This window comes from Parabacteroides sp. CT06, assembly GCF_002257605.1.
Classification (GTDB): Bacteria; Bacteroidota; Bacteroidia; order Bacteroidales; family Tannerellaceae; genus Parabacteroides; species Parabacteroides distasonis.
In genome coordinates this window covers 4,090,587-4,103,792 of record NZ_CP022754.1, presented here as the reverse complement: position 1 = coordinate 4,103,792, position 13,206 = coordinate 4,090,587, and the positions used below count along the sequence as shown (strand labels likewise).

General features: G+C 44.8%; 15 protein-coding genes. 12 read left to right on the top strand and 3 right to left on the bottom strand.

The window, feature by feature from the left end:
* The 7 genes from CI960_RS18260 (at position 1) to metK (ending at position 4,979) form a co-directional block, all read left to right on the top strand.
* Entirely contained in the window at positions 1-240 is a 240-nt protein-coding gene (locus CI960_RS18260; protein ID WP_005853907.1) for a DUF3098 domain-containing protein, read from the top strand.
* A complete protein-coding gene (locus CI960_RS18255) occupies positions 237-1,037 on the top strand; it encodes an undecaprenyl-diphosphate phosphatase (RefSeq protein ID WP_005853909.1) in 801 nt (266 codons plus the stop codon). Before CI960_RS18260 ends, CI960_RS18255 begins: the two co-directional genes overlap by 4 nt.
* Positions 1,038-1,040: 3 nt before the next feature.
* On the top strand, positions 1,041-1,748 hold the full coding sequence (gene truB, locus CI960_RS18250; protein ID WP_005853910.1) for a tRNA pseudouridine(55) synthase TruB: 708 nt from the start codon (positions 1,041-1,043) through the stop codon (positions 1,746-1,748).
* A gap of 12 nt (positions 1,749-1,760) precedes the next feature.
* Positions 1,761-2,810, top strand: a complete 1,050-nt coding sequence (queA, locus tag CI960_RS18245) for a tRNA preQ1(34) S-adenosylmethionine ribosyltransferase-isomerase QueA (RefSeq protein WP_005853911.1) — start codon at positions 1,761-1,763, stop codon at positions 2,808-2,810.
* Between the two features lie 10 nt (positions 2,811-2,820).
* The gene (gene folK, locus CI960_RS18240) at positions 2,821-3,279 is read left to right on the top strand and encodes a 2-amino-4-hydroxy-6-hydroxymethyldihydropteridine diphosphokinase (RefSeq protein ID WP_005853912.1); all 459 of its coding nucleotides are present in this window, start codon (positions 2,821-2,823) and stop codon (positions 3,277-3,279) included.
* A 30-nt stretch (positions 3,280-3,309) separates the two neighbouring features.
* Positions 3,310-3,504, top strand: a complete 195-nt coding sequence (locus tag CI960_RS18235; protein ID WP_008773773.1) for a hypothetical protein — start codon at positions 3,310-3,312, stop codon at positions 3,502-3,504.
* 188 nt (positions 3,505-3,692) lie between these two features.
* On the top strand, positions 3,693-4,979 hold the full coding sequence (gene metK, locus CI960_RS18230; RefSeq protein WP_005853916.1) for a methionine adenosyltransferase: 1,287 nt from the start codon (positions 3,693-3,695) through the stop codon (positions 4,977-4,979).
* Positions 4,980-5,071: 92 nt separating this feature from the next.
* On the opposite strand, the gene CI960_RS18225 is transcribed toward metK, so the two are convergent.
* Together CI960_RS18225 and CI960_RS18220 are read right to left on the bottom strand one after the other, a co-directional pair.
* On the bottom strand, positions 5,072-5,842 hold the full coding sequence (locus tag CI960_RS18225; RefSeq protein WP_005853918.1) for an ABC transporter ATP-binding protein: 771 nt from the start codon (positions 5,840-5,842) through the stop codon (positions 5,072-5,074).
* A gap of 2 nt (positions 5,843-5,844) precedes the next feature.
* On the bottom strand, positions 5,845-6,591 hold the full coding sequence (locus CI960_RS18220) for an ABC transporter permease (RefSeq protein ID WP_008773770.1): 747 nt from the start codon (positions 6,589-6,591) through the stop codon (positions 5,845-5,847).
* A gap of 173 nt (positions 6,592-6,764) precedes the next feature.
* On the opposite strand from CI960_RS18220, the gene CI960_RS18215 reads away from it, so the two are divergent.
* Both CI960_RS18215 and lptB read left to right on the top strand, forming a co-directional pair.
* A complete protein-coding gene (locus CI960_RS18215) occupies positions 6,765-7,880 on the top strand; it encodes a glycoside hydrolase family 43 protein (RefSeq protein ID WP_005853922.1) in 1,116 nt (371 codons plus the stop codon).
* Between the two features lie 84 nt (positions 7,881-7,964).
* On the top strand, positions 7,965-8,717 hold the full coding sequence (gene lptB, locus CI960_RS18210) for an LPS export ABC transporter ATP-binding protein (RefSeq protein ID WP_005853924.1): 753 nt from the start codon (positions 7,965-7,967) through the stop codon (positions 8,715-8,717).
* Here lptB and CI960_RS18205 read toward each other — a convergent pair.
* Positions 8,712-9,599, bottom strand: coding sequence for a CPBP family intramembrane glutamic endopeptidase (locus CI960_RS18205; protein WP_005853926.1), 888 nt, complete (start codon positions 9,597-9,599; stop codon positions 8,712-8,714). The genes lptB and CI960_RS18205 overlap by 6 nt on opposite strands.
* A gap of 143 nt (positions 9,600-9,742) precedes the next feature.
* Between CI960_RS18205 and tig the strand changes: the two genes are divergently transcribed.
* The 3 genes from tig to clpX all read left to right on the top strand — a co-directional run bounded on the left by tig (position 9,743) and on the right by clpX (position 13,201).
* On the top strand, positions 9,743-11,095 hold the full coding sequence (gene tig / locus CI960_RS18200; protein WP_005853929.1) for a trigger factor: 1,353 nt from the start codon (positions 9,743-9,745) through the stop codon (positions 11,093-11,095).
* Positions 11,096-11,284: 189 nt separating this feature from the next.
* Positions 11,285-11,947 carry an ATP-dependent Clp endopeptidase proteolytic subunit ClpP gene (gene clpP, locus CI960_RS18195; protein WP_005853931.1) on the top strand — a complete coding sequence of 221 codons (663 nt, stop codon included), beginning with the start codon at positions 11,285-11,287 and terminating at the stop codon, positions 11,945-11,947.
* 21 nt (positions 11,948-11,968) lie between these two features.
* Positions 11,969-13,201, top strand: coding sequence for an ATP-dependent Clp protease ATP-binding subunit ClpX (clpX, locus tag CI960_RS18190; RefSeq protein WP_005853934.1), 1,233 nt, complete (start codon positions 11,969-11,971; stop codon positions 13,199-13,201).
* Positions 13,202-13,206 lie beyond the last annotated feature (5 nt).

Below are 13,206 nucleotides of genomic sequence, written 5' to 3'. Positions count from 1 at the left end.
ATGGCTAAAAGAGATTTTGCTTTCGGAAAAGAGAATTTTATACTGATTGCGGTAGCGGTTGCCTGCATCGTGCTTGGTTTCATATTGATGAGTGGTGGAGGTTCCGGGGATAATACGTTCAATCCCGATATATTCAGCGCCCGCCGTATCGTGGTAGCTCCGGTGGTTACGGTTATTGGTTTCGTGATGATGATTTTTGGAATCTTGAAGAATAGCAAAGATAAAGAAGTAACAGAATGAGTTGGTTTGAGGCCTTGATACTGGGTATCGTACAGGGATTGACCGAATATCTGCCGGTGAGCAGTAGCGGTCATTTAGCGATTGGTTCCGCTTTGTTTGGTATAGAGGGAGAGGAGAATCTCGCGTTTACTATCGTCGTGCATGTGGCGACCGTATTCAGTACGTTAGTGGTTTTATGGAAGGAAATCGATTGGATATTCCGTGGTTTGTTTAAATTTCAGATGAACGCGGAGACGAAGTATGTGATCAATATCTTGATTTCCATGATTCCGATCGGGATCGTTGGGGTATTCTTTAAAGATACGGTAGAACAAATCTTTGGATCGGGTTTATTGGTCGTTGGTTGTATGCTGCTATTGACGGCGGCTTTGCTGGCATTTTCGTATTATGCCAAACCACGCCAGAAAGAGTCGATCTCGATGAAAGACGCTTTTATTATCGGTCTGGCTCAGGCTTGCGCCGTGATGCCGGGTTTGTCACGTTCCGGATCAACGATCGCTACCGGTTTGTTATTGGGAAATAATAAGGCGAAACTGGCCCAGTTTTCTTTCTTGATGGTAATACCTCCGATCTTGGGAGAGGCGTTGTTGGATGTGATGAAGATGGTGAAAGGTGAAGATGTGGCCGGGGACATTCCTGCGTTATCATTAGCGGTAGGTTTCGTGGCCGCTTTTGTTTCCGGTTGCGTGGCCTGTAAATGGATGATCAACATCGTGAAAAAGGGGAAACTGATTTATTTCGCTATCTATTGCGCGATCGCGGGATTGGTGACAATTGCTTGTACATTACTTAAATAAAGAATGGATTTTATAGCTGGAGAGATTTTATATTTTAATAAACCGCTAACGTGGACTTCTTTTGACCTAGTTAACAAATTTCGCTATAAGCTAAGTCGGAAACTGAAGGTAAAGAAGATTAAAGTTGGACATGCGGGGACACTGGATCCCTTGGCTACAGGTGTGATGATCGTTTGTACCGGGAGGGCTACGAAGCGGATCGATGAGTTTCAATATCAGACGAAGGAATATATCGCTACGTTGAAGTTGGGAGAGACTACCCCGTCTTTCGATTTGGAGAAAGAGATAGACGCCGTGTATCCCACGGAACATATAACCCGTGAGCTCGTGGAGGAGGTTTTAAAGACATTCGTGGGTACGATCCAACAGATTCCCCCGGTGTTCTCCGCTTGCAAAATCGAAGGTAAACGTGCTTATGAGCTAGCCAGGAAAGGAGAGGAGGTTGAACTAAAATCCAAGACATTGGTTATAGACGAACTGGAGTTGCTGGAGTGTGATTTGCCTGTTATAAAGATACGGGTGGTATGTAGCAAAGGTACCTATATTCGTGCGTTGGCTCGTGATATCGGGAAGGCCTTGAATTCCGGCGCTCATTTGATTGGTTTGGAACGGACTCGCATCGGAGAGGTAACCTTGGATATGTGTATGTCTCCAGAGGAGATTGATGATTTCTTAGAGAAGAATGTGGTAAAAATAGAAGAAGAAAAATAAATAGAGTGCATTATGAAGCTTTCGAAATTCAAATTTAACTTACCGTCGGAATTAATCGCTTTACATCCGGCGAAGAACAGAGATGAGTCGAGGTTGATGGTCGTTCATCGTGATACGGGTGAGATCGAGCACCGCGAATTCAAGGATATTCTAGACTATTATGGAAAAGGTGACGTGTTTATCTTTAATAACACGAAAGTTTTCCCCGCTCGCTTGTACGGTAACAAGGAGAAAACAGGGGCGCGTATCGAGGTGTTCTTGTTGCGCGAGCTGAACGAGGACTTACGTTTGTGGGACGTATTGGTGGATCCGGCTCGTAAGATCCGTATCGGTAATAAGTTATACTTTGGCGAGGATGATTCCATGGTCGCGGAGGTAATTGATAATACGACTTCGCGGGGTCGTACGCTCCGTTTCTTATATGACGGGAACCACGACGAGTTTAAGAAGGCTTTGTATGCCTTGGGCGAGACTCCGCTGCCTAAGTATATCGAACGTGAGGTGGAACCGGAAGACGAGGATCGTTATCAGAATATTTTCGCCGCGGAAGAAGGTGCGGTTGTGGCTCCTGCCGCGGGATTGCATTTTAGCCGTGAGTTGATGAAACGTTTGGAGATCAAGGATTGCCAGTTCGCTTTCTTGACATTGCATTCGGGCTTGGGTAATTTCCGTGAGATCGACGTGGAAGATTTGACAAAGCATAAGATGGATTCTGAGCAAATGGTCGTAAATGCCGATGTAGTGGATATCGTGAACAAGGGAAAGGATGAGGGGCACAAGGTTTGTGCGGTCGGAACTTCCGTGATGCGTGCGATCGAGACGGCCGTAAGTACGGATGGTCATCTGAAAGAGTTCGAGGGCTGGACGAATAAGTTTATCTTCCCTCCGTATGATTTCAGCGTGGCTACCAGCATGGTGACAAATTTCCACATGCCGTTGTCTACATTATTGATGATGACAGCTTCTTTCGGTGGTTATGAGTTGATCATGGACGCTTACGATATCGCTTTGAAAGAGAAATATCGTTTCGGTGCTTACGGCGACGCTATGCTAATCCTTTAATCCGGTTTCTATGGCGACAGCTTACCTTGGATTAGGTACGAACGTAGGCAATAAACGAGAAAATTTGGTGACAGCGGCGGCGCTGTTGGCTGAAAGGGTGGGAGATGTTCTTGCCCTTTCTGATATGTATGAGACGGAGCCTTGGGGATTTGAATCGGACAACACTTTCTTGAACGCCGTGATCGTTATGACAACGGAACTTTCCCCTATGGAATTATTAGACGCTACCCGTTTGATCGAGATCGAGATGGGACGTATCGAAAAAAGTGACGGTGCGTATCATGACCGTATCATCGATATCGATCTGTTAATGGTGGATGAGCAAATCCTGCATACGGAGCGGCTGACGCTACCGCACCCTCTGATGCACAAACGGTCGTTTGTTATGGAACCGTTGGCAGAAGTAGCTCCGTTGGTGAAACATCCTGTGTTTGGCAAGACGATGCGTGAACTTTTATCCGAATTATAAGTTTTTATTATGAACTACGAGATTTGAGTTATGAATAAAGAAATTAATAAAGCGATGACGCAAGGGATCGTTTTCAAGAAAGCGAAAGGTGAGGCAACGGATCCGAGTGGTAAGAAAATCAAGTTCTCTGATTTCCTGAAAGGGACACATGGCTCTGATTCAGCGAAATGGAAGGCTGGCTTTAAATATAAAAAAGCCTTACGTAATTCCAAAAAGAAGAAATAATTCTCAATTTTAAACTTTCAGTTCTCAATTATTGCGTATCTTTGCGAATGAATTGACGTGGATAGATTTGTATTGCTTGCAACCACGGGAAAAAATGCTAAAAACATATCCTTTTCGTTGCCGTCCGGCAGAAAAATCCTTCCAAGTTCAATTCAGTTGTAGATTAGTAATCTTTTCAATTTAAAACGATGAGTTATTTATTCACCTCCGAATCGGTGTCTGAAGGGCACCCCGATAAAGTAGCCGATCAAATATCGGATGCTTTGCTGGATGAGTTCTTGGCGTATGACAAGAATTCGAAAGTTGCTTGCGAAACCCTTGTTACAACCGGACAGGTTGTCTTGGCTGGAGAAGTTAAATCAAGTGCGTATGTGGATGTGCAGGAAGTGGCACGTGGCGTGATCGAGAAGATTGGTTACACGAAAAGCGAGTACCAGTTTGAAGCGAAGTCATGTGGTGTGTTCTCTTCTATCCATGAGCAGAGTGGCGACATCAACCGTGGCGTAGAGCGTGCGGATCCCTATGAGCAGGGTGCCGGCGACCAAGGTATGATGTTCGGTTATGCTACTAATGAGACTGAGAATTACATGCCTTTGGCGTTGGACTTATCTCATAGTTTATTATGGGAATTGGCGAAGATCCGTAAGGAAGAACCGGATTTGATGCCTTATTTACGTCCGGACGCTAAGAGTCAGGTTACGATTGAATACGATGATAACGGTAAGCCGTTGCGTATCGATACGATTGTGGTATCCACGCAGCATGATGAGTTTATCGGTCCGAAAGGTATTTCACAGAAGGAAGCGGATGAGGCTATGCAAAAGAGGATCGCCTTAGACGTGAAGAAGATATTGATACCTCGTGTGAAGGCTCAATATCCGGCTCATGTACAGGCTTTGTTTAATGATAATATCATTTATCACGTGAACCCGACCGGTAAGTTCGTGATCGGTGGTCCTCACGGTGATACCGGTTTGACCGGTCGTAAGATCATCGTGGATACATACGGTGGCAAAGGCGCTCATGGCGGTGGTGCTTTCTCTGGAAAGGACCCATCCAAGGTAGACCGTTCGGCTGCTTACGCCGCTCGTCATATCGCTAAGAATATGGTTGCCGCCGGTGTGGCGGATGAGATGCTGGTACAGGTGTCTTATGCGATCGGTGTGGCTAAACCGATGAATATTTTCGTGAATACTTTTGGCCGTGCGAAGGTGAATATGACAGACGGAGAGATCGCCGCTAAGATCTGGGATATCTTCGATATGCGTCCGAAAGCGATCGAGGAGCGTTTGAAATTGCGTAACCCGATTTATTTCGAGACCGCTTCTTATGGTCATATGGGACGCAAGCCCCAGACGGTGACGAAGACATTCTCTTCCCGTTATTTGCAGAAGCCGGTTATTTGTGATGTGGAGTTATTCACATGGGAGAAATTGGATTATGCAGATAAGATCAAGGACGTGTTTGGTCTATAAAAAATAAGTGGAAAAAGTAAGCTGGCTTAAATGGCGAAGTATGTTAAGATACTTTGCCATTTAAGTTAAGATGCTTTGCCAAGTATGTTAACTTACCCTTCCTCTTGGAGCATTTCTACTTCTTTTACTTTCCTGAACAGGTCGGATGCGAAGATGAAATCGTTCAACGCTTGGTTATTAGAGGTGATTACCTGCTCTTTTGTTCCTTGCCATTCCTTCACGCCTTCCTTAATAAAGATGATATTATCACCAATATTCATCACGGAGTTCATGTCGTGGGTATTGATAACGGTCGTCATATTGTACTCCACCGTAATGTCGTGAATCAAATCATCAATCAATAGAGAAGTCTTGGGGTCTAGTCCGGAGTTCGGCTCATCGCAGAACAGGTATTTAGGATTTAGGGAGATCGCTCTTGCGATGGCGGCACGTTTCATCATACCTCCACTGATCTCGGAAGGATATAGATGTCCAGCCTCGGACAAGTTTACACGTTCCAAACAGAATTCCGCACGTTTCCTGCGCTCTTTCGTTGAGTCTTTAGAGAACATATCTAAAGGAAACATTACGTTTTCCATTACCGTCATGCTGTCGAATAAAGCGGAACCTTGGAACAACATACCCATTTCCCGACGCAGCATATTTAACTCATGCTTGTTCATCGTGATCAAGTCTCTGCCGTCGTATAATATCTGTCCGGTATCAGGTTTCATTAACCCGATGATATTCTTGATCATTACCGTTTTACCCGAACCGCTTCGTCCGATGATCAGATTCGTCTTACCATCCTCGAACGTCGTACTTATATCTTTCAAGACGACACGTCCATCGAAAGACTTCGTTATATTCTTAACTTCGATCATTTTTAAGTAAGCATTAAATGGGTTAATATTACGTCGGCAAGTAAAATCATGATACTGCTCATGACCACGGCATTCGTACTTGCCTTACCTACCTCTAGGGCGCCTCCCTTTACGTTATAGCCAAAATAGGCGGCGATGGATGAGATGATGAACGCATATACTACGGATTTGATAATAGAATACCAAATGTAAAATTCGTTGAAGTAGAATTGCAAACCGTACTCGAACGAGGAAGGAGTCATTCCCGTACTCGTTGAGTAACTGGCGAATATGCCGCCCATGATACCGGTGAACATACTGAAGATAACCAATACCGGAATAAAGATCATCAAACCGAGCATTTTCGGAAGGATCAGGAAGTTGGCTGAATTAACACCCATGATTTCCATGGCGTCTATCTGCTCGGTGACTCGCATGGTTCCGATCTCGGAGGCGATATTACTGCCTACTTTACCCGCTAGGATTAGTGCCATGATAGAGGAAGAGAATTCCAGCAAGATAATCTCACGGGTGGTATAGCCGATCGTAAACTTAGGAATCAAGGGGGAACTGATATTCAAGGAGATCTGGATGGCGATAACCGTACCGATAAAGACCGAGATGATTATGACAATCCAAAGAGAATCCACGCCTAGCTTGTATATCTCTTTGATCAATTGCTTAAAGAACATACTCCACCGGTCTGGAAGTGTTATACTCTTCATCATCAGTAGGGTATACTCACCCATTCTGTGTAATGCTTTATTCATTTTTATCTTGATAAATTTCTGATTTCAACTTGCAAAGATAGCGTAAAATTCACTAATAACCATATAACATCTTAGAAACAAGATTGGTTTTATTTGTGAATCCTCTGGTATTAAAGTTTGCCACATCCTCTTTTTTAATTATGTTTGCTTTTTTAATACTAAAAAATACTTTTATGAAGCGAATTCTTTTAGGAGTGATCGGTTTGCTGTGTTTATGTGTCGCTTGCCAGCGGAAGGATCTATCTTTTAAGCCGGGGGAGATTTGGCCGGATGGTAAGGGGGTACATATAAACGCTCATGGTGGCGGTATTCTACGGGTCGGGGATACTTATTATTGGTTTGGTGAGCATAAAACGGAGGGCTCGGCTGGAAATCTGGCTCAAGTAGGCGTTCATTGCTATTCGTCGAAAGATTTATATAATTGGAAAGACGAGGGAATCGCCTTATCGGTCGTGCCGGATGATACGACGAGCCATATTGCTAAGGGATGCGTGTTGGAGCGTCCGAAAGTGATTTATAATAAAAAGAATGATCAATATGTAATGTGGTTTCATTTAGAGCCGAGAGGTGCTGGCTATTCGGGAGCATTGAGTGGAGTGGCTGTCAGTAAAAACGTGGCGGGGCCTTACTCGTTCGTAAACGCTTTCCGTCCGAATGCCGGTTTTTGGCCGGTTAATGTACAGGAACTACATAAGCAACCTTGTACGCTTTCCGCAGATCTACGTTTTAGCGGTGGAGAGTTACCAGCCCATCCGGATAGCTTGAATTTATTGGGGCGTGACCAGATCTCCGGACAAATGGCTAGGGATATGAACCTTTTCGTGGATGACGATGGCATCGCTTATCATATTTATTCCTCGGAAGAGAATAGTACCTTGCATATATCGCAGCTGACCGATGATTATACGAGTTATTCCGGTAAGTACGCCCGTTTCTTCCCGGGGCGTTTCATGGAAGCTCCAGCCTTGTTCAAACAGAAGGGGAAATATTATTTGATTATGTCCGGCTGTACGGGCTGGGCTCCGAATGCGGGACGATCGGCCGTCGCTTCCTCGATTTGGGGACCTTGGAAGGAATTGGAAAATCCGTTTAGGGGAGAGAACTCGGAGGTGTCGTTTTATTCTCAGAGCACGTACGTATTGCCTGTACCCGGCCATGCGGATCGCTTTATTTATATGGGAGATCGTTGGACTCCGGAGAACGCTATAGACGGACGTTATATCTGGCTTCCTATCCGATTCGAGGGGGAGCAACCCGTGATCGAGTGGCAATCTGAGTGGAGTTATTAAATTCTCTTATCGCTTTTTTGCGAATGTATGTGATGTAGATCTGCGGATTATCACGTACATTCGCGTTAAATTTTTAAGTAGCTTATGTCTGACGAACAACGAATGGTGCTCCGTACGGAGGACTTGGTAAAGAAATATAGGACTCGTACGGTCGTGAATCATGTATCGATTAACGTGAAACAAGGGGAGATCGTTGGTTTGCTTGGTCCGAACGGAGCGGGAAAGACGACCACCTTTTATATGACAGTAGGTTTGGTCACTCCTAACGAGGGTAAGATCTTCTTGAATGACATGGAGATTACGAAATTCCCGGTCTATAAGCGGGCTCGCAACGGCATTGGCTATCTGGCGCAAGAGGCTTCGATTTTCCGGAAAATGACGGTGGAAGATAATATCCGCTCGGTCTTGGAGATGACGGGACGTAGCGTTGAGTACCAAAAAGAGAAACTGGAAAGCTTGATTTCAGAGTTCGGTTTGAATAAGGTTCGTAAAAACTTGGGAGACCAACTTTCGGGTGGAGAGCGGCGTCGTGCGGAGATTGCCCGCTGTCTGGCGATCGATCCGAAGTTCATTATGTTGGATGAGCCTTTCGCCGGTGTAGACCCGATCGCCGTACAAGATATCCAGACAATCGTGGCTCGCTTGAAACATAAGAATATCGGAATCTTGATTACCGACCACAATGTGTACGAGACATTGAGTATTTGTGACCGGGCCTATCTTCTGTTCGAGGGAAAAGTCCTTTTCCAAGGAACCGCCGAACAACTAGCCGAGAACGAGATCGTGCGCGAGAAATATTTGGGAAAAGACTTCGTGCTGCGTAAGAAAGACTTATAGCAGTCGTTTCAATCGCCTGTTTACCAGTATGAACAGCAGGAAAGATAAGGCGGCGATAAGACAAAAGTCCAAAAGATGCTCGGCGGGAATATTGCCTGTGATAAACTCGTTATCCTTGAGACGACTGTCCGACATCCCTATTACGGCGAAAGCATTATTGACAAAGTGGGCGAACACCGGTATCCAGATGCTCTTGCTCCAATAGAGTAGATAGCCGAAATAGGCTCCGAGTATCATCCGGGGCAAGAATCCGTAAAATTGTAAATGGAAGGCGCTAAATAGTATGGCGGCGACCCATATGATCGTATGAGGGTTGGAGGTCCATTTCCCGATCACTCGTTGCAAGGCTCCTCTGAACAGGAACTCCTCGGTTATCCCGGCCGTAACGGCGATAACGATAAGGTTGGCCAGGATTACCCAAAGGCTATCGCTGGATAACAGGATCGTCGTCAGTTGTTCGGCGAGGGTTTCTTGCGCCCGCATCCATTCCTCGATAGGAGCCATAAACGCGGGTAACTCCATCTGCTTGTTGAGCAATCCTAGCAAATTGATAACCGGAGAAAATAAGAACACGCAAACTAAGGTGAGAATCCAGATCCTGCCGTCTGTGATTTTCTTGACTGATAGATAATGGCGGGGATTGTCACTACATATCCAAGCCATGGCGATAGATGGTAGCAAAAAGGTACAGATCGCCGAGATGAACTGAATGAGCCTCATTAAATTAGCGTCTTGGGTTATATCAGCCTGTAAACCGTGGGTCGCGAGTAATAAGCCCGTGGATATAATAGATGATAAAACGGCTCCAGCCAATAAGAATAGCAAGAGGATCAAAAGTTGGATTATCGCCGGACGGGTAGCATATATTCCTTTTATTCTCATAATGATTCATTCAAAGGGTAAATAATTGCCGCCAAATATAAACAAAAGAATAAAAACAGATCAAAATTTGCACGATTAAAAGAATAAGTCTAATTTTGCGACCTAAAATTCGATACGACTATTAATTAAATAAATCATTCAGAATGAACGTTTCGCTTAAAAACAATGATGCCGTAAGCGGTATCGTGAAATTAGAAATAGTGAAAGCTGACTATGCTGATCAGGTAGACAAGAGCCTGCGTAGCCTTCGTCAGAAAGCCAATGTACCGGGTTTCCGTAAGGGCATGGTTCCTATGGGCATGGTTAAAAAAATGTACGGAAAGCACGTGCTGGTAGAGGAGATAAACAAATTAGTTTCTGAGAATCTGTTCAAGTATATCCGTGAGAACGATTTGCATATCTTAGGCGAGCCGATGCCTAACGAGACTGAGCAAAAGCCGTTGGATTTCGATAAGGAAGAGGATTTCGAATTCTGTTTTGACGTGGCTTTGGCTCCGGAGATCAATATCGAGTTGAGCAAGAACGATAAACTTCCGTTCTATCAAGTCGCTATCGATGAAGAAATGCTAAATAACCAAGTAAACGCTTATCGCTCAAACTTCGGTTCTTACGACAAGGTAGACGAGGTTGAGGAAAAAGATATGGTAAAAGGTACGGTAGCCGAGCTTGAGAATGGTGCCCCGAAAGAAGGTGGTATCGTTGTTGAGGATGCTGTCTTGATGCCTATGTATATCAAGGATGAGGAAGAAAAAGCTAAATTTATCGGTGCTAAAGTAAATGCCGTAGTGGTATTCAACCCGAATAAGGCTTACGAGGGTGCTGAGGCAGAGATCGCTTCTTTCTTGAAGATCGATAAAGAGAAAGTGGCTGAGACTACAGGCGACTTTAGCTTTGAGATCAAGGAGATCACCCGTCATAAAGACGCAGAGATGAACCAAGAGTTGTTCGACAAGGTATTTGGCGAGAACGTGGTTACCAGCGAGGAAGAATTCAAGAACAAGATCAAGGAAGCTTTGGCAGAGCAATTCGCTCCTCAGAGTGACTTCAAGTTCTTGACGGATACTCGTGATATGTTGGTTGAGAGAGCTGGTGAGTTGAATTTCGCTGACGATTTATTGAAACGTTGGTTGCTTGCCGCTAACGAGAAGAATACGAAAGAGAAGATCGACGAGGACTTCCCTCAGATCCTTCAGGATTTGAAATATCAGTTGATCAAGGAGAACTTGGTTAAGAAGAACGGCTTGAAGGTTGAGGACGCTGACATCGAGAACTTCGCTAAACGTGTGGCTAAGGCTCAGTTCGCTCAATACGGCATGTTGTCTGTACCTGAGGATGTACTTGACAACTACGCTAAAGACATGTTGAAAAATAAGCAAACACTTCAGAACATCATCGACCGTGCGGTTGAGGAGAAATTGGCTGCTTGGTTGAAAGAGCAAGTGGAACTTGATGTTAAGGAGGTAACCGCTGACGAGTTCAACAAACTTTTTGAATAAAAAGATCTTTACTCGGCCTCTTAGGAGGTTGTTTTATATCAAAAAAGGGATTTCTCTCTAAAAATATCTTAGCGGATAGCGAAATAAATTGTTTCTTTCAGAAATTTATTTATAACTTTGTTTTTCCGTTAAGTCACAGAGGGAAATCCCTTTTTACGTCTTCTCGGTAAATAAAAGATAGGAGAAAATATGGAAGATTTTAGAAAGTATGCTACAAAGCATTTAGGTATGAGTGGTACGGCTCTGGATAGTTATATGAACATCTCCAGTAGCTATATCTCCCCGACAATTATAGAGGAACGACAGCTGAATGTCGCTCAAATGGATGTCTTCTCTCGGTTGATGATGGACCGTATTATTTTCTTGGGCACGCAAGTGGATGATTATACCGCTAACGTGATTCAAGCGCAGTTGTTGTATCTGGATTCCAGTGATCCCGGAAAGGATATCTCTATTTATATCAATTCGCCGGGTGGCTCTGTATATGCGGGCTACGGCATTTACGACACGATGCAGTTTATCTCCAGCGACGTATCTACGATTTGTACGGGTATGGCCGCCTCTATGGCGTCTGTCTTATTGGTGGCGGGAACCAAGGGAAAACGTTTCGGCTTGAAGCACTCCCGTGTAATGATCCATCAACCGCTTGGCGGCGTACAAGGACAGGCTTCAGACATCGAGATTACCGCTCGCGAGATCTTGAAGGTTAAGAAAGAACTGTACACCATAATCTCGGATCATTCAGGTAGACCCTATGAGGAGATCGAGCGCGATGGCGACCGTGATTTCTGGATGACCGCGGAGGAAGCGAAAAAGTATGGCATGATCGACGATGTTTTAACACGTAAATAACAAAAACAACAATAAGAAACTATGGCCAAAACAACAGGCGATACATGTACGTTTTGCGGCAGGAGTAGCCGTGATGTTAATTTGCTTATCAATGGGATCTCTGGTTGTATTTGCGATGATTGTGCCCGGCAGGCGTATGAGATCGTAAAGGAGCAGACAGGAGGTAAGAAAACTTCTTTTGGTTTGAAGCAGAAAGATCTGCCTAAACCGGAAGATATCAAGACTTTCTTGGATCAGTACGTGATCGGGCAGGATGATGCGAAGCGTTATCTGTCGGTATCGGTGTACAACCATTACAAGCGTTTACTTCAAAAGGTTACCGCCGATGATGTAGAGATTGAGAAATCTAATATTATCATGGTGGGCGCTACCGGTACGGGCAAGACTTTGTTAGCCCGTACGATCGCTAAGTTATTGCATGTCCCGTTCGCTATCGTGGACGCTACGGTACTTACCGAGGCAGGTTACGTGGGGGAGGATATCGAGAGTATCTTGACCCGGCTATTGCAAGCGGCGGATTATGATGTGGAGGCGGCCCAACGGGGTATCGTCTTCATCGATGAGATCGATAAGATCGCACGTAAGAGCGATAATCCGTCTATCACTCGGGATGTCAGCGGTGAGGGTGTACAGCAAGGTTTGCTGAAACTTCTAGAAGGATCGATCGTGAATGTGCCTCCTCAGGGGGGACGTAAGCATCCGGAGCAAAAGATGATTGCGGTGGATACGAAGAATATCCTGTTCGTTTGCGGTGGTGCTTTCGATGGAATCGAAAAGAAGATCGCTCAACGCTTAAATACCCGTGTGGTCGGTTATTCGGCTAGTTTGGATACGGCTACCGTAGACCGGAATAATTTACTGAAATACATCACCCCGACTGATTTGAAGTCGTTTGGCTTGATCCCGGAGATTATCGGTCGTTTACCTATCCTCACGTATCTGAATCCGCTGGATCGTGATACGCTTCGTAACATCTTGACCGAGCCGAAGAACTCCATTATCAAGCAATACGTCAAATTGTTCGAGATGGATGGCATTAAGCTGACGTTCGATGAGAAAGTCTATGAGTTTATCGTGGATAAGGCGCTTGAGTTTAAGCTGGGTGCCCGTGGGTTACGTTCAATCGTAGAAGCCGTGATGATGGACGCTATGTACAGTATGCCATCTCAAAAAGTAAAGGAACTCCATGTAACGTTGGAGTATGCGAAAGAGAAATTTGAAAAATCGGACGTGAACCGTTTACAGGTCGCGTAAACGTA